The sequence below is a fragment of the Leeuwenhoekiella aestuarii genome, from assembly GCF_004104055.1.
In the GTDB taxonomy this organism is placed as follows: Bacteria; Bacteroidota; Bacteroidia; order Flavobacteriales; family Flavobacteriaceae; genus Leeuwenhoekiella; species Leeuwenhoekiella aestuarii.
This window is the reverse complement of sequence record NZ_QOVJ01000006.1, coordinates 55,296-72,124: the sequence shown is the minus strand read 5'-3', so window position 1 is coordinate 72,124 and position 16,829 is coordinate 55,296. Positions and strand designations below refer to the sequence as shown.

Here is a 16,829-nt window from a genome sequence, read left to right as displayed (position 1 = left end):
GACGCGCTCTTCATGTTAAAAAGAGCTTAAAAAATAATCAGGATACAGATGGCAGATACTAAGTACATCTTCGTCACGGGCGGGGTTTCTTCTTCATTAGGTAAAGGTATAATCGCAGCTTCGCTGGCAAAATTGTTACAAGCACGCGGATACCGTGTAACCATTCAAAAATTAGACCCATACATAAATGTAGACCCGGGTACACTTAACCCTTATGAGCACGGAGAATGTTATGTTACCGATGATGGAGCAGAAACCGATCTGGATCTGGGGCATTACGAGCGTTTTTTAAATGTGAACACCTCTCAGGCAAATAACGTGACTACCGGTCGCATCTACCAAAGTGTTATAGAAAAAGAACGTCGCGGTGAGTTTTTGGGGAAAACCGTACAGGTGGTTCCACATATTACAAACGAGATCAAAGAACGTATTAAACAGCTGGGTAAAACCGGTGATTATGATATTATTATTACTGAAATAGGAGGTACTGTAGGTGATATTGAATCTTTACCCTATATCGAATCGGTACGGCAATTGAAGTGGGAGTTAGGTGATGAGAATGCGCTGGTTATACACTTAACTTTGGTACCTTATCTTTCTGCTGCAGGTGAGTTAAAAACAAAGCCTACGCAACACTCTGTAAAAACCTTGATGGAAAGCGGTATCAAAGCTGATATTCTAGTTTGTAGAACAGAGCACGAGTTGAGCGATGATCTTCGTGAGAAGTTGGCTTTATTCTGTAACGTTCGTAAAGAAGCTGTGATACAATCTATAGATGCTTCTACTATTTACGATGTCCCTAATCTGATGCTTGAAGAAGGTTTGGACACCATTACCCTTTCAAAATTAAATTTATCTGCAGAAACTGAACCCGTACTTACACGATGGAATGAGTTTTTGCGCAGGCATAAAAATCCAAAGGCAGAAGTTACTATAGGCCTTATTGGAAAATATGTAGAGCTTCAGGACTCTTATAAATCTATTCTAGAAGCGTTTATTCATGCAGGTGCAGAGAATGAAGTAAAAGTTCGTGTAGAGCCTATACACTCTGAATTTATTTCTCAGGATATCATCACCAATAAAATTTCAAAATTAGACGGTCTGCTGGTTGCTCCCGGTTTTGGAGAGCGAGGTATTGAAGGAAAGATCAAAGCTGTTCAATACGCCCGTGAGCATGAGATTCCGTTTTTAGGGATTTGCTTAGGAATGCAAATGGCTGTTATAGAATTTGCACGCAACGTAGCCGGACTTAAAGATGCGAATTCTACCGAGATGCAGGCAGATACTTCTGCTCCTGTTATCAGCCTTATGGAAGATCAAAAAGATCTTAAGAATATGGGAGGCACAATGCGTTTAGGAAGTTGGGCTTGTGATCTCAAACCCGGTAGTATAGTGGCTGGTGTTTATGATTCTGAAACTATTTCTGAGCGTCACCGTCACCGTTATGAATTTAATGACAAATACCGTGCAGAGTTAGAAAAAGCCGGACTTAAAATCACAGGTACAAACCCTAAAACCGGACTGGTAGAAATCGTGGAGATGGAAGGTCATCCCTGGTTTGTAGGTGTGCAATACCACCCGGAATATAAAAGTACAGTTGCGAATCCACATCCGTTATTTGTGGCTTACGTCCAGGCTGCAGTAAAATACAGCCAATCAAAAAGTTCCGCCAATGTGGCACATGATTAATCTATGGGATTGTTATTGCTCTAGCCCACATATAACTTTTTCGCCTAGGCGAAAAAAACAGCACAAAAATCAGTTACAAATACAGTAATAAGGCAGTGATGCCTCAATAATTATGGAAGAAAAGAAATTTGACAAACAGTCAATGATAGGGTTCCTTTTAATAGGAGCTATATTATTATTTATGCTTTGGCAAAATCAGCCTACAGAAGAGGAGCTTGCCGCAGAGAAAGCTAAACAAGAGCAGGTTGAAGCTGCAAAGGCTTCGCCTCTTGCCGCAGAACCTTCAGAAAAAGCAGAGACTGCTGTTCCTCAAGATGACTCTTTGGCATTAGAACGTTACAAATCTACTCTAGGAAGTTTTGCATATTCTGCAACATTGCCTTCTGCTACAGATGACGTAACCGAAATTGAAAATGAAGTTCTGGCGCTTAAAGTGAGCAACAAAGGTGGTTTTATTACCGAAGCACGTTTGAAGAATTTTAAAAGCTATGATTCGGTTCCTGTTTATTTAATTAAAGACGGAAACACGCGTTTTAATTTAAACTTTAGTACTTCTGATAACCGTACGCTGAACAGTGAGAACATGTATTTTGAGCCTACTTTATCTAAAGAAGGCGAGAATCAGGTGCTTTCGATGAAATTAAAAGTTTCAGATTCAGAATATTTAGAGTATCGCTATACGCTGAAGCCAGATGATTATATGATGGGCTTCGGTATCAAAACAACCGGACTTCAGAATGTGATGAACACTTCTCAGCCTGTAAATCTGGATTGGGAGCTTAAAGGATATCGCCACGCAAAAAGCATCAGTTATGAGAACCGGTATACACGTTTAACTTACGAGTATGAAGATGGCGATCACGATAAGCTGAGTCAAAACGGTGATGACGACGCGATCGAGACCGATGTGAATTGGTTCAACTTCAGACAGCATTTCTTCAGTTCTATATTATTGACAGATCAGCCTTTTGAAAAAGTGACGTTTACGTCTAACAATCTGGTGGAAGATGAGGAAGTAGATACGTTATTCACAAAGCAGTACGGAGCTAAAATGGCTTTAAAACCTGTGAACGGCGAGCTTAATTATGCTATGGATTTCTATTATGGTCCTACAGATTATCAGATTTTAAACAACTACGATCGAGACATCGATGAAGCGATGCCTTTAGGTTGGGGTATATTTGGAGTGATTAACAAATACGTTATTATTCCGTTTTTTAATTTCTTGATCACGTATTTCCCTGCCGGAATCGCTATTATTTTATTGACGATCTCTATGAAATTGTTATTGTCTCCAGTACAATACAAGCAATACTTGTCTCAGGCTAAAATGAAGGTTTTAAGACCTGAAATCAATGAGATCAACGAGAAGTATGCAGATAACCCAATGAAGAAGCAACAGGAAACCATGAAGGTCTACAGCAAGGCAGGTGCGAGTCCGCTGAGTGGTTGTTTACCCGGCTTGCTTCAGATACCCGTGTTCTACGCCTTATTTACCTTTTTTCCTTCTGCATTTGCGCTAAGGCATAAAAGCTTTTTATGGGCAGACGATTTATCGAGTTATGATAAAATTGCAGATTTACCATTCCACATTCCGTTTTACGGTGATCACGTTAGTTTGTTTCCTATTTTGGCGTCTATTGCAATCTTCATTTATATGACGATGACAACCGGGCAAAATATGCAGCAAACCCAACAACCGGGAATGCCAAATATGAAGTTCCTGATGTACTTATCTCCTGTAATGATGTTGTTTTTCTTCAACAATTATGCGAGTGGTTTGAGCTTGTACTATTTCATTTCAAACTTGATTACTATAGGGATTATGCTTGTGATAAAGAACTTTATTTTGGATGAAGATAGAATTCATGCTAAAATTGCAACTGCTAAGGCAAAACCTAAAAAGCAAAATCGTTTCTCTAAGAAATTTTCTGAAATGATGGAGCAAGCAGAAAAGCAACAAAAGAATAAATAATACTTTTTTGTCCCGACTAAAATTGAAAAAGCTTCAGTCTAAACGCTGAAGCTTTTTTTGTTTTTGGTCCTTATACTTTGAAAAATGTACTGGCGAGAAGTCTGGTTTTAAATTTCGTAATTTTGCAACAAGTCTTCCGACTTAAAACTCAAATTATAGCATATGAAAACCGTAGTGGTAGGTCTTAGTGGCGGAGTAGATAGTAGTGTTTCTGCATATTTGCTTAAGGAAGCCGGATATAACGTGATTGGGCTGTTTATGAAAAACTGGCACGATGATTCGGTAACCATTTCTGATGAATGCCCGTGGCTTGATGATAGCAACGATGCGATGCTTGTTGCAGAAAAATTAGGTATCCCGTTTCAGACTGTAGATTTGAGTGAGCAGTATAAAGAGCGTATTGTAGATTATATGTTTCGGGAATATGAGAAAGGACGTACGCCTAATCCAGATGTGTTGTGTAACCGTGAGATCAAGTTTGATGTGTTTATGAAAATCGCATTAGAGCTAGGGGCTGACTATGTAGCTACCGGTCATTATTGCCAAAAGGGGGAGACCCAAGTTAATGGCAAGTCCGTCTACCAATTACTAGCAGGAGCAGATGCTAATAAAGATCAGTCTTATTTTTTATGTCAGCTTTCTCAGGAGCAATTGTCTAAAACCTTATTTCCTATCGGAAATTTGCAAAAAAGTGAGGTTCGTAAAATTGCTAAAGCCCAAGACCTGGTAACTGCAGAAAAAAAAGATTCACAAGGATTATGTTTTATAGGAAAAGTACGATTACCAGACTTTCTTCAGCAAAAATTGAAGCCTAAAGAAGGGGTTATTGTTGAAATAGCTGCTGAAAAAGCACAAGAGAAAATAGAAGCTTTACAGACTGAAACTGATGATAGTATTGCAATAGCTGTAAGCGATGTTGCTACACTTGCTAAAAAACCAAAATATAGTGTCACAGATGGAAAGGTTGTGGGCAAACATCAGGGAGCACACTACTTTACAAAAGGACAGCGTAAAGGTCTGGCTGTTGGTGGTACCCCAGAGCCACTTTTTGTTATTGATACAGACGTGGAAGAGAATGTGATTTATACCGGTCAGGGTAAAAATCATCCTGGTTTATTGCGAAATGCACTTTTTGTTCAGGAGGATGAGGTGCATTATATTCGTGAAGATCTGGCTTTAGAAAATGGAGAGATTCGCGACGTAGAAGCGCGTATTCGTTATCGTCAACCTTTACAAAAAGCATTGTTACACAAAACAGAAGAGGGGCTTTATGTTTCTTTTTATGAACCACAATCGGCTATTAGTGAAGGGCAGTTTGTTGCCTGGTATGATGGCGCAGAATGTCTGGGCTCAGGAGTAATTTCATAAATTTTTAGTTTGAATAGAATCACAGCACTTTTTGATATCAAATATCCCTTAATTCAGGCAGGAATGGTCTGGAATAGTGGTTGGAAATTAGCAAGTGCTGTAAGTAATGCTGGCGGTTTAGGTCTTTTAGGTGCCGGTTCTATGTATCCTGATGTTCTGCGAGAGCATATTCAGAAATGTAAAAAAGCAACAGACAAACCTTTTGGGGTGAATGTGCCTTTGCTGTATCCTAATATTGATAAACTCATGCAGATCATTATTGATGAAGATGTGCAAATTGTGTTTACCAGTGCCGGAAACCCTAAAACCTGGACCTCGCATTTGAAAGGTCACGGTATTAAAGTAGCTCACGTAGTAAGTAGTGTAAAGTTTGCGTTGAAAGCTCAAGAAGCTGGTGTAGACGCAGTGGTTGCAGAAGGTTTTGAAGCGGGTGGACATAATGGACGAGAAGAGACGACTACGTTCACTTTGATACCAATGGTTAAGGAAAAATTAGAAATCCCTCTAATCGCAGCAGGAGGTATTGCAACAGGAAAAGGTATGCTAGCCGCAATGATTTTAGGTGCAGATGGCGTTCAGATAGGCAGCAGGTTTGTAGCAACTCCCGAAGCCAGTAGCCATATGGCTTATAAAAATTTAGTTCTTGAAGCTCAAGAAGGTGCTACAGAACTAACGTTGAAAGAATTGGCTCCCGTGCGTTTGCTTAAGAATAAATTTTATGAGGATGTAAAAGAATTGTATCGAAAGAATCCTTCTAAAGACGAATTGGTTAATCTTTTAGGAAAGAGGAGGGCAAAAAAAGGCATGTTTGAAGGCGATCTGGAAGAAGGTGAGTTAGAAATAGGGCAGATTGCCGGTATCATTAAAGAAATCAAACCTGCAGCTGCAATTGTTGAAGAAATTATAGCAGAATATAAAAATAGCGTGCTACCAGAATTATAAGCCGCACAGGAGTATAATAAAAAAGGCGCCAATTACGGCGCCTTTTTATTATGCAATTTGAATATTATTCACTGGTTTTATACCATTTCATAGATTTAAAAATCTCTTTTATCATCGTCTCGTATTCACTTGTTGATTTACCTTTTACCGCTGTTGCAAAATCAGCATAGACTGCTTCTGAATCATTTTCAGGCGTTATTTTAACTAAATAATGATCTACTTGTGCAGAACCAATACTGTTAGGAGCCTGATATTTATAAACATCATAATCACCCATTTTCTCAGGAGTATTATTATTTATATGTTTTTCAGAATCTTCATTGTTCATCATTGTCATGCTCATAATAAATCCATCAGTTAAGCCACCGTAAAATGAGTTGTCTTCACCTGAATATTTTATAGATAATTGAGTTCCTGTTGCATCAACAGATGCTCGGTCTGGGTGTAGTAAGCTAACTTTCCAGTCATTTAATAATTTTGAACTTTTATACAGTTCGTAGCCTTCAGGAATAACTTCTTCTGGTGGTTGAGGTTTTTCAAGTTTTACTTCAGTTTTAGTCTCCGCTAAATCCTGCTTTTTCGCATCGGTATTACAAGCTGTAATAGCTAGCGTTAATAATACAGAACTCGTATATACAACTAATCGTTTCATCTTTTTAGATTTTAAATGTTACTGCTAAACTAGGAGTATTTGTAGGGTAGAATTGCCTACGAACTATTAAAAAAAAACACGATTTGTTAAGCTATGTTAAGTTTAAAATCTAAAATTTCACATAAATTATAATTTTAAAATGCTGTTTTTAAAGTGTTTGTAAATTATTTATGGGTTTTTTTAGCAGGACGTTAAAATTTTTATTGAAAATCAGTTTAGTAAATTTGATATATATTATTACAACTAAAAAAAAATGAAATGGATTTACAACTGAAAGGAAAATCAGCGCTAGTTACCGGTTCTACAGCAGGAATAGGAAAAGCTATCGCAAAAGGCTTAGCCCAAGAGGGAGCAGCGGTTATTATCAATGGAAGAAAAGCAGATGATATCGCTAAAGTTGTTGAGGAGCTTAAAAGGGAAACGGGTAATGATTCGATCACTGGTATAGTTGCAGACTTTGCACAGAAAGATCATATAGATCATTTATTGAAAGAAATATCCGATGTTGATATTCTTGTGAACAATGTAGGGATTTTCAATCAGGTAGATTTTGCAGATATCACAGATGATGAATGGTTTGAAATGTTCGAAGTCAATGTGATGAGTGGCGTGCGTCTAGCGAGACACTATTTTCCTAAGATGCTTAAAAAGAATGAAGGAAGAATCATATTTATTTCTAGCGAATCGGCACTGAATATACCCACAGAAATGGTGCATTATGGTTTTAGTAAAACTGCCCAACTTGCAATTTCAAGAGGTCTTGCAAGACTGAGCAAGGGTACCAATGTGACCGTGAACAGTGTCTTGCCAGGACCTACAATGAGTAGAGCTAATGAAAAAGATTTAAAAGCGCAAGCAGAGAAAAATGACACGAGCCTTGATGCAGTTATAGAGGATTTCTTTGAAGAGCGCAGACCTACGTCGCTCATTCAGCGTTTTGCGGAGACCGAAGAAGTAGCAAATATGGTAGTTTACGTTGCTAGTCCGTTGTCGGCTGCAACAAATGGTGCGGCTTTACGTGTAGATGGGGGTGTTGCCAATTATATTATTTAGTCTGTCGCAGCAGTTAATCTTGACTAATATAACGGGATTTCCTAGAGATCCCGTTTTTGTTTGAAGATTAATTTAAATGAATTGTTTAGTGATTTTGAATAACAAGCGGTATCAATTTTAGTAGTCGCTCAGGTGATATTTTTTTAATACCTATTTCCATTTATTAAGAGATTTATTTTTTTCTAATAACGTCACCCATAATGTAATCTTCAATCTCGATAGATTCATCATTGGTATGCAAAACACTTATTTCTCCTGTAGTTTCAAGGATGACGGCTTTGACCTGTTTCAGTCTAATAACGTTTGCTTCTCGTAGTTTTGATTTAAGCTCTGCTTCGGTGACTTTACTGGCTTTCATGTTCTCCCAAATCACTTCACCATTTTCCATCAGAATAAGAGGTTCATTATCTATGAGATTTTCTGCTTTTTCAGATTTGTAGCGCAATAAGGTAACTGTATAATTGAGTGCGTATAAAATAAAAAGGATTGCTGCCCCTAATAGAATAGAAGGATTTCCTGAATTAATGGTCATACCTAAAATACTACCGATGGCAACGGTTATGACAAAGTCAAATCCTGTCATTTTACTGAAGCTTTTAAGACCAAAAAGACGCGTATAGACCACTATAAGAACAAAGATTATAGTGGTCCCAATAAGTGACTCAATTATCAAGTCGTTATTTTTAAAGAAGTAAGAGGTATCCACTAGGCTGATATTGATTAGTAAAAATTAAGATACAAAAGCTTCTTGGTGGGTGATTTCTAGGGGTATTAAATAATAACTAAAGCTAGCTTAATCTTTTCCCAAAATAACTGCCTGATAGGGTTTTAGGGTGATTTCTGACTCCGTGTGCGCCAATTCAAGGTAGTTATTTATTTTAATTTCAGAATACGCTGCCAGGTTATCTAAAGTGAATGAAGCTTCATTCTCACTAAAATTTAACAAAATCAGCACTTCATCTTTGTCAAGTGTTCTGGTAAATGCATAAATCTGCTTGTGTTCCTTTTGAATTAACTTATAGTCACCATAAACCAACACGTCGTTATTTGTGCGTAGCGCAGTCATTTTCTTAAAGTGATTCAGTACAGATTCTTCGTTTTGCTCTTCTGCATTTACATTTACAGATTTGTAATTTGGGTTTAGCGGTAACCAGGGATTTCCTGTGGTAAAGCCAGCATTTTCAGAAGCATCCCATTGCATTGGTGTTCTACCGTGATCACGAGAGCCAAATCTTAGATTACGCATGTATTCATCCAGATCTTCATTATTGGTCTTTGCTTTCTTAAAGCCATTAATGGCAGCTATATCCTTATAATCTTCTATGTTTTTGAGCTTGGGGTTGTTTGTCATTCCCAATTCATCACCAAAATAACAATAGGGTGTTCCACGCATACTTAATATAAAAGTATTCAACATTTTTGCTGAAGGAGCACGGTAGGCGAGGCTGTCGTTTGCATATCTGCTTACCATGCGCGCCTGATCGTGGTTTGATAAGAATATAGAAATCCATCCTTTTTTAGTAAAGGCACTATCCCATTTTGAGAATGTTTCTTTAAAAGTAGCTAAATCATAACCATCTGCTTTTGGGATATCTACAGCGTCAAAAGCATAAGCCATATTGATTTCATTTCGGTCAGCATCTACAAGTTCGTGCGCCTCCTCCAGAGTTCTGCCTGCACCTTCAGCAACAGTCATTACATCGTATTTACTAAAAACTTCGCTATTCATTTCTTTAAGATACTTATGCAAACCATCTTGCATCGCATAATATTGAATGAAATTCTTTTCAAATCCATCAGGGAATTTAGGGAAAGTCGTGTCTTTTGCAGCAAATTGAAAAGCATCAAGTCTAAAGCCATCAACGCCTTTTTCTGCCCAAAATTTTAGAATATCATTTACTTCTTGACGCACTTTAGGATTCTCCCAATTGAGATCGGGTTGTTTCTGCGAAAAATAATGCAAATAATATGAATCAGTTTGCTTATCATATTTCCAAGCATTTCCTTCTGCATCAAACAGGCTGTAGCGATACGGAGGTTCTCCTTTTTCTGCCGGCCACCAGTGATAATAATCTCGATATGGATTGTCTCTAGAACTTCGACTTTCTTTAAACCATTCGTGCTCGTCACTACTGTGATTGACAACAATATCCATAACAAGTTTGATGTCACGGGAGTGCATTTCTGAAAGCATTTTATCAAAGTCTTCCATAGTGCCAAAATCACTCATAATATTCCGGTAATCGCTCACATCATAACCGTTATCATCATTTGGTGAACTGTAAATAGGGTTAAGCCAGACAGCTGTTACTCCCAGGCTCTTTATATAATCCATACGATTAATGATTCCTTTTAAATCACCAATGCCATCACCATCAGTATCTTGAAAACTTCTTGGATAGATCTGGTAAACAATGGCTTCTTTCCACCATTTTTTGTCAATATTTGTGGTTTCTGTTGTCGTTTTATTATCTTTTTTTGATTCGGCACAACTGTAAGTTGCCAAAAGAATAAACATCAAGAATACTGATTTATACATAAGTTTATAATTTTTCAAGTAATAAAATAGTCTGGTTTGTATTTAATACAATTTTATCTTTGCGCACTGTTCCTACTTTATCAGAATAGCGGTCTTTGAGTTTAGTGCCTTCTGGAAAAAGTCCGTTTATGATGATTTCTTTTTCTCCTAAAGGAAGTTCTAGTCCAATGATTACAAGATCTTCAATGTTCCCTCTATATAATTTCCTCGAAAAAACATAAGGTTTTTCCTGAAGATTTTTATGTTTTCCAGCACCAACTGCCGGGTGATCTCTACGAAAACTTCCTAACTTCTGCCAATGGGAGAGAATGGTATTCGTTTCAGCAGAATTCATATCCTTCCAAGGCATAAAGCCCCGTAAAGTAGCATCTCCTTTGGCGTCAGGAATATTTAGATTTCTGGCGATTTCATCACCATAATAAACTTGAGATAGTCCTGGCGTTAGCAACAATTTTGTGCCGGTTTCTAAAGGTTTGTTTCGCATTTTGTCAAAAGGCTCTCCATCATCATGAGATGTGACATAGTTGAGTACATTCTTTCCTTGTAATTTATTGTGAATGATGGAATCATATTTAGAAAATAGGGTTTCATAATCACCTTGTGCGTCATACTTAAATTGAAAATTGATCAGATTATCAAAACCATTGCTGAAATAATCTACTTCTCTATCTCCAAAACTATAAGTGCGTCCTGCAGCAATACCATAACCATAAACCTCACCTAACATATAAAACGGACTGTCATCAAGAACTAATTCCTTGTTTTCTTTTTTCCATTTAAAGAATGCTAGATCAGCTTGAGCACGCAAAACAGACCAGCTGGTTTCATCTACATGTTTGACAGTATCAACTCTAAAGGCGTCTATACCTAAGTCTCTAATATAATCTGTAAGCCATTTTATGATATAGTTCTGCGGTGTTCTGGATAGTTTATTTTCTGAGAAAAATAAATTAAGTTCTTCGATCTCTTGTTCATATCTATTTTCTGACTTCCACTTTTTGATTAAGAAATCTGGAAGTTCAACGGTCTCTTTACTTTCGGTTTTAATATCTGGAAGGTTAGCTACTAAAGTACAGGGAACTGTAGATTCATAATCTTCATAAGAACATTGAGGAGCTTGTCGCGCCCAGTTTTCACCCCAGAAAGGGTCTTGTGTGGTTACAGGGCCGGTGTGATTTAGAACAACATCCATAATTAGGCGAATGCCATGCTGATGTGCAGTTTTCACCAAGATTTCTAAATCTTTATACGTGCCAAAGTTAGGGTCTAATGCAGTCCAGTCTTTTGCCCAATATCCGTGATAAGCATAAGTATTACCGGTACCTTCATCTACAGATGCATGAATCTGTTCTACAATGGGAGTAAACCAAATAGCATTAATACCCAATTTTGTAAAATACCCCTCGTTAATTTTTTGAGTAATCCCGCTTAGATCACCACCTTCAAAACCTCGCAGGGTTCCGGTTTTCTCTGTGCGCTTAAAGTTTAAATCATTGTTGAGATCTCCATTATTAAATCTATCGGTGAGTAAGAAGTAAACGTTTGCTGCATCCCATATAAATGGCGCTTCAGATGTTTTTTTTAAAATGATCTTATTTTCGGTTTGAGAATCATTTTTACATCCAAAGACTAAAAAACTAATAATTAAAAAGTATAAATGGTTATTTCTCATAGATTTACAACTAATTGCAGATTGTGAAAATAGTAAAAATCAGTATCTCTACAACGCTTTCGTTCTTTTTTGGCAGCCTGCAAAATCAAATAGAGAATTTTATTATCGGAAGAGATAAGCTTATTTTTACGCTAAATAATACCTTATGACACGAGTTAAAGCGTGGGTTTCTGCTGCGCGTTTACGGACCTTGCCTTTATCAATTTCCGGAATAATTGTAGGAAGTGCTTTGGCTTATAATGCTGGAGTTTTTAGATGGGATATTTGTATTCTCGCACTGTTAGCTACTCTGGGTTTTCAGATACTTTCTAATTTTGCAAATGATTATGGTGATGGAGTTAAAGGTACAGATAACCACGAGCGCATAGGTCCTGCACGAGCAATGCAGAGTGGATTGCTTACTGCTAAGCAATTAAAAAATGGAATGGCATTTACAACTATGCTGACCCTTTTAATAAGTATAGCTCTAATATATACCGCTTTTGGCTCAACACACTTTTTACAATCAGTTTTGTTCTTTGTACTGGGATTGTTGGCAATTTTAGCAGCTATAAAATATACCGTAGGCAAAGGCGCTTACGGGTATAGAGGTCTGGGCGACTTTTTTGTATTTATATTTTTTGGTTTGGTTTCGGTTGTGGGCACCTATTATCTCTATGCTGTAGAATTTAAAACTGTGGTTTTGCTGCCTGCAATAACTATAGGTTTGTTAAGTATTGCGGTTTTGAACCTTAACAATATGCGAGATCGCTTAAGTGATGCACGAGCAAATAAGAATACTTTAGCGGTAGCGCTGGGGGCGAAAAACGTAAAATACTATCATTATTTTTTAATTATAGGGGCATTTACATCCAGTTTGGTTTTCTTTCAGATAACGCAGACTTATAAATGGTCTGCTGTTGCTTTTTTAGTCTTTATCCCTTTATTCAAGCACTTGATTTATGTGGCTAAGAATGAAAGTCCGGCGTTGTTGGATCCTGAGCTAAAAAAAGTAGCATTATCTACCTTTTTCTTTTCACTGCTTTTTACTGTAGGCTTTCTTTTTTGAGTAGTTTTTTAACGAAAACTTATAGCGCAAGATTTTCTGTTAAGACTTTCCTTGTCGAAATTTAATGACAATTAAAAAAAAGAGAAAGAATTATGAAAATCACTTATTACGGTCAGAATTGTTTTGGTTTTGAGACTGAAAATGCAACAATACTTACTGATCCATTTATTACAGGGAACGATCTTGCAAAAGATAAAATAGATATAAAATCTTTAAATCCAGATTATATATTCTTGACACACGCGCATCAAGACCATACGCTAGATGCTGAAACGATTGCCAAACAAGCAGATGCTGTAATTGTAAGTAATTATGAGATCGCAAATCATTATGCTGACAAAGGCATCGAAACCCACCCAATGAACCACGGCGGAAGCTGGGAGTTTGATTTTGGGAAAGTAAAATATGTTAACGCCATTCATACCAGTTCTTTTCCTGACGGAAGCTATGGGGGGCAACCCGGAGGTTTTATATTCAGTATAGATGGAAAAACGATCTATATGGCTGGGGACACCGCATTGACAATGGATATGAAACTGATTCCATTAGACTTTGATCTTGATCTGGCAATTTTACCGATAGGAGATAATTTTACAATGGGAATCAAAGATGCAGTGCGTGCCAGTGATTTTCTAGAATGTAATAAGATTGTAGGTTGCCATTATGATACGTTTGGCTATATAGAGATCGATCACGAAGGCGCTGAGAAAGCATTTTCTGCAGTTGAAAAAGAACTTACCCTTCTGGAAATTGGTGGTTCATTAGAACTTTAAATAATAGCTTTTGAAAGCAACTTATAAAAAATATGTTTTAGACTTCAAACGCCCCAGCGGAACTTCGCGGGGCGTTTTGACACAAAAAGAAACCTGGTTTATTAAAATTGAAGAATTAGGTAAAATAGGTTTTGGAGAATGTGGAATTCTACGCGGACTTAGTATTGACGATCGGCCGGATTACGAAGAAACGCTTCGTTGGGCTTGTGAAAATATCCATTTAGGTGCGCAAGTTCTCTATGATAAATTAGAGGGTTTTCCTAGTATCCAATTTGGGATCGAGATGGCTTTCAAGTCTTTTAATGCAGAAAATACATATGAGCTTTTTCCTTCAGAATTTACAAAAGGAAATGAGGGGATTGCTATAAATGGTTTGATTTGGATGGGTGAAGCTCAGTTTATGCAGGATCAGATCAATGAAAAGTTAGAAACCGGTTTTGATTGTATCAAAATGAAAATTGGTGCAATAGATTTTGATGCCGAGATCAAGTTGTTAGAAGGTATTAGAAAAGAGTTTCCTAAAGAAAAAATAACCTTGCGCGTTGATGCAAATGGCGCTTTTGCTCCTGATAAAGCTTTGCAGAAATTAAAAAGATTAGCTGCTTTAGACCTTCACTCAATAGAGCAGCCTATCAGACAACACCAAGAAGAAGAAATGGCGAGACTTTGTAATCAAACTCCGTTACCCATTGCTTTAGATGAAGAATTAATAGGTGTTTTTGGTTATGCAAAACAAAAAGAATTATTGCAAACAGTTAAGCCACAGTATATTATTTTAAAACCCAGTTTGGTAGGAGGTTTTCGCGGATGTGATACCTGGATACAAATTGCTGAAGAGCAGGGGATAGGCTGGTGGGTTACTTCTGCGTTAGAAAGCAACATTGGGCTCAATGCGATTGCACAATATACCCATTCAAAGAGTACAAAAATCCCGCAAGGTCTCGGTACTGGTGCATTGTATACAAATAATGTATCTTCCCCTCTGGTAATTAAGCACGGCGAGTTGTGGTATAATGCACAGCAAAACTGGAGCTTTCAATTTTAATTTATGTTTATAGAACAAGCTTATAAAGGAGATAATGCCAAGTGGAAAGTTTTAATTACAACTACTCTGGTAATGGGAATTTTCATTTTAAATTTTATAGCATTCTTATTTACTAGTCAGGAAGACATGGATAAGATGTATGAAATGATGAAAAGTATCCCTACTAATATCAGTCTGGTATTGAATTTAGTGGTCTTTATTCCTATTCTAATTTTGCTTTTTATCCTAGTTAAATACTTGCATAATAGAAGTATACTTTCACTAACAACATCAAGGTCTAAATTTGATTTTAAGAGATTTTCCTTTTCGTTAAGTTTAATTTTGATATTCACAATAGTCGGATTTTTAATTTCCTATTATTTGACTCCTGAGGATTACATTCTTCAATTTGACCTTACCAATTTTATAATATTATTTATAATTAGTTTGTTGATGTTCCCTTTCCAAATAGGTCTCGAAGAGTGGTTGTTTAGAGGCTATTTAATGCAACAGTTAGGGGTCGCTTCAAAATCAAAATGGTTTCCGTTAATTGTAACCAGTGTGCTCTTTGGGGTGTTTCATTCTGCAAATCCAGAAGTTGCTGAGATGGGAGCAATAACAATGGTGTTTTATATAGGAACTGGACTTTTGCTTGGCATTATGACCTTAATGGACGAAGGTTTAGAAATGGCCTTAGGCTTTCATTTAGGAAATAACTTTTTAGCAGCAGTTTTAGTAACTACAGATTATTCTGCGTTACAAACTGATGCTATTTTTAAATCTACAGCAGATAGTTCAAGTACGTTAGAAATAATCTTTCCTGTTCTTATAATTTATCCTATCTTTTTAGGGATTTTAGCATATAAATACAAATGGACCGACTGGAAAGAAAAATTATTCGGTTCTGTAAAAGAGCCAGAATCAACAAAACTTGAAGATAGTTTGGTTGCAGATTAAATCATAAAGTGATGTCTAAATATCCTGTACACTCAGAATTTCAATTAAATGGAATGTCTCTTAAAGTCTCTGGCCTAAAGGAGTTTGCTCTTGAAATTCAGAAAACAGGAGAGCTTTATGAGCAAGAATTGGGTGAGTTCATATTAGATTGGCTTAACGATAAAGATTATGTTTTGGTGAATACTTCGGGCTCTACCGGCGCACCAAAAAGTATCAAGTTGCTTAAACGACACATGGTAAACAGTGCAAAAGCAACAGGAAGAAGATTCAAATTAGAAGCTGGTTCTACAGCTTTACATTGCTTGCCTACACGTTATATCGCTGGTAAGATGATGTTTGTAAGAGCTGTTACATTAGGGTGGAAGCTAGATTTGGTCCCGCCTAAATCTAATCCTTTAGATCAGGTTTTGAAGCGTTATGATTTTTCGGCAATGACCCCGTTTCAGCTTGATAACAGTGTTGCTCGCTTACATCTTTTAGGCAAATTGATCATAGGGGGTGGTCCATTCTCTCAAACCTTAAAGGAGTTGGTAAAAGATAGTTCGGCTAAGATTTATGAAACTTACGGGATGACTGAAACGGTTACCCATATCGCCGTGAGGCGTATCAATTCAAAAAAGAATAAAGATACAGGTACACCTTTTAAAACACTTAACAAAGTCACTGTAAGCAAAGACGAGCGCGGTTGTCTGGTGATAAAAGCTCCAAAAGTAGCAACAGACCCTATAATCACAAATGACTTGGTAGATTTGATTTCTTACAAGAAATTTTTGTGGCTTGGTCGTGTAGATAATGTGATAAACAGTGGTGGTATAAAATTGTATCCCGAAACTATAGAGCAAAAATTAGCTCACCAGATAGATATCCCTTTTATAATAGGTAGTGAGCCTGATGATGCATTGGGTGAACGTTTAATCCTGGTTATTGAGTGCGATAGTTTTGATGCTTCAAGACTTAATTTTGAGGTTTTGGGTAAATATGAAACTCCAAAACGTATTTATTGTACGCCTAAATTTATACGTACAGAGAACGGAAAAATGAAGCGAGGTGCTATTTTGAAGAGTCTTACAGCTGCAGAAGAAATTTAGGCATAGTTTGTGCTTAAAACATTCTAAAAGAAGAGAAACATTTCTTTTC

14 protein-coding genes are annotated in these 16,829 nt (G+C 37.0%); 10 read left to right on the top strand and 4 right to left on the bottom strand.

Features of this window, described 5'->3' with window-relative positions:
• Nucleotides 1–48: 48 nt before the first annotated feature.
• The 4 genes from DSM03_RS14385 (at nt 49) to DSM03_RS14370 (ending at nt 5,974) form a co-directional block, all read left to right on the top strand.
• A complete protein-coding gene (locus DSM03_RS14385) occupies nt 49–1,689 on the top strand; it encodes a CTP synthase (RefSeq protein WP_128762445.1) in 1,641 nt (546 codons plus the stop codon).
• A gap of 112 nt (nt 1,690–1,801) precedes the next feature.
• On the top strand, nt 1,802–3,664 hold the full coding sequence (gene yidC / locus DSM03_RS14380) for a membrane protein insertase YidC (RefSeq protein WP_128762444.1): 1,863 nt from the start codon (nt 1,802–1,804) through the stop codon (nt 3,662–3,664).
• A 162-nt stretch (nt 3,665–3,826) separates the two neighbouring features.
• Nucleotides 3,827–5,032 carry a tRNA 2-thiouridine(34) synthase MnmA gene (gene mnmA / locus DSM03_RS14375; protein ID WP_128762443.1) on the top strand — a complete coding sequence of 402 codons (1,206 nt, stop codon included), beginning with the start codon at nt 3,827–3,829 and terminating at the stop codon, nt 5,030–5,032.
• A gap of 9 nt (nt 5,033–5,041) precedes the next feature.
• Nucleotides 5,042–5,974, top strand: a complete 933-nt coding sequence (locus tag DSM03_RS14370) for an NAD(P)H-dependent flavin oxidoreductase (RefSeq protein ID WP_128762442.1) — start codon at nt 5,042–5,044, stop codon at nt 5,972–5,974.
• Between the two features lie 64 nt (nt 5,975–6,038).
• Here DSM03_RS14370 and DSM03_RS14365 read toward each other — a convergent pair whose 3' ends face one another.
• Nucleotides 6,039–6,626, bottom strand: a complete 588-nt coding sequence (locus tag DSM03_RS14365; protein ID WP_128762441.1) for a hypothetical protein — start codon at nt 6,624–6,626, stop codon at nt 6,039–6,041.
• Between the two features lie 258 nt (nt 6,627–6,884).
• Between DSM03_RS14365 and DSM03_RS14360 the strand changes: the two genes are divergently transcribed.
• The gene (locus tag DSM03_RS14360; protein ID WP_128762440.1) at nt 6,885–7,679 is read left to right on the top strand and encodes an SDR family NAD(P)-dependent oxidoreductase; all 795 of its coding nucleotides are present in this window, start codon (nt 6,885–6,887) and stop codon (nt 7,677–7,679) included.
• 172 nt (nt 7,680–7,851) lie between these two features.
• On the opposite strand, the gene DSM03_RS14355 is transcribed toward DSM03_RS14360, so the two are convergent.
• The 3 genes from DSM03_RS14355 to DSM03_RS14345 form a co-directional block, all read right to left on the bottom strand.
• Nucleotides 7,852–8,385 (bottom strand): DUF421 domain-containing protein, encoded by a 534-nt coding sequence (locus tag DSM03_RS14355; RefSeq protein WP_128762439.1) that lies wholly within the window; start codon nt 8,383–8,385, stop codon nt 7,852–7,854.
• Nucleotides 8,386–8,472: 87 nt separating this feature from the next.
• A complete protein-coding gene (locus tag DSM03_RS14350; RefSeq protein WP_128762438.1) occupies nt 8,473–10,218 on the bottom strand; it encodes a glycoside hydrolase family 13 protein in 1,746 nt (581 codons plus the stop codon).
• 4 nt (nt 10,219–10,222) lie between these two features.
• The gene (locus tag DSM03_RS14345; RefSeq protein ID WP_128762437.1) at nt 10,223–11,890 is read right to left on the bottom strand and encodes an alpha-amylase family glycosyl hydrolase; all 1,668 of its coding nucleotides are present in this window, start codon (nt 11,888–11,890) and stop codon (nt 10,223–10,225) included.
• A gap of 145 nt (nt 11,891–12,035) precedes the next feature.
• Between DSM03_RS14345 and DSM03_RS14340 the strand changes: the two genes are divergently transcribed.
• The 5 genes from DSM03_RS14340 (at nt 12,036) to DSM03_RS14320 (ending at nt 16,780) form a co-directional block, all read left to right on the top strand.
• Nucleotides 12,036–12,938, top strand: coding sequence for a 1,4-dihydroxy-2-naphthoate polyprenyltransferase (locus DSM03_RS14340; RefSeq protein ID WP_128762436.1), 903 nt, complete (start codon nt 12,036–12,038; stop codon nt 12,936–12,938).
• Between the two features lie 92 nt (nt 12,939–13,030).
• Nucleotides 13,031–13,711: a metal-dependent hydrolase gene (locus DSM03_RS14335; RefSeq protein ID WP_128762435.1), complete on the top strand. Its 681-nt coding sequence runs from the start codon at nt 13,031–13,033 to the stop codon at nt 13,709–13,711.
• Between the two features lie 10 nt (nt 13,712–13,721).
• Entirely contained in the window at nt 13,722–14,756 is a 1,035-nt protein-coding gene (menC, locus tag DSM03_RS14330; RefSeq protein ID WP_128762434.1) for an o-succinylbenzoate synthase, read from the top strand.
• A gap of 3 nt (nt 14,757–14,759) precedes the next feature.
• A complete protein-coding gene (locus tag DSM03_RS14325) occupies nt 14,760–15,692 on the top strand; it encodes a CPBP family intramembrane glutamic endopeptidase (RefSeq protein ID WP_128762433.1) in 933 nt (310 codons plus the stop codon).
• An 11-nt stretch (nt 15,693–15,703) separates the two neighbouring features.
• Nucleotides 15,704–16,780: an AMP-binding protein gene (locus tag DSM03_RS14320; protein ID WP_128762432.1), complete on the top strand. Its 1,077-nt coding sequence runs from the start codon at nt 15,704–15,706 to the stop codon at nt 16,778–16,780.
• Nucleotides 16,781–16,829: the final 49 nt, after the last annotated feature.

Bases quoted from the DNA above. Each gene is read 5' to 3' on its own strand.
- DSM03_RS14385 (WP_128762445.1), top strand. From the start codon at position 49: ATGGCAGATACTAAGTACATCTTCGTCACGGGCGGGGTTTCTTCTTCA.
- yidC (WP_128762444.1), top strand. From the start codon at position 1,802: ATGGAAGAAAAGAAATTTGACAAACAGTCAATGATAGGGTTCCTTTTA.
- mnmA (WP_128762443.1), top strand. From the start codon at position 3,827: ATGAAAACCGTAGTGGTAGGTCTTAGTGGCGGAGTAGATAGTAGTGTT.
- DSM03_RS14365 (WP_128762441.1), bottom strand. From the start codon at position 6,626: ATGAAACGATTAGTTGTATATACGAGTTCTGTATTATTAACGCTAGCT.
- DSM03_RS14360 (WP_128762440.1), top strand. From the start codon at position 6,885: ATGGATTTACAACTGAAAGGAAAATCAGCGCTAGTTACCGGTTCTACA.
- DSM03_RS14350 (WP_128762438.1), bottom strand. From the start codon at position 10,218: ATGTATAAATCAGTATTCTTGATGTTTATTCTTTTGGCAACTTACAGT.
- DSM03_RS14345 (WP_128762437.1), bottom strand. From the start codon at position 11,890: ATGAGAAATAACCATTTATACTTTTTAATTATTAGTTTTTTAGTCTTT.
- DSM03_RS14340 (WP_128762436.1), top strand. From the start codon at position 12,036: ATGACACGAGTTAAAGCGTGGGTTTCTGCTGCGCGTTTACGGACCTTG.
- DSM03_RS14335 (WP_128762435.1), top strand. From the start codon at position 13,031: ATGAAAATCACTTATTACGGTCAGAATTGTTTTGGTTTTGAGACTGAA.
- DSM03_RS14325 (WP_128762433.1), top strand. From the start codon at position 14,760: ATGTTTATAGAACAAGCTTATAAAGGAGATAATGCCAAGTGGAAAGTT.
- DSM03_RS14320 (WP_128762432.1), top strand. From the start codon at position 15,704: ATGTCTAAATATCCTGTACACTCAGAATTTCAATTAAATGGAATGTCT.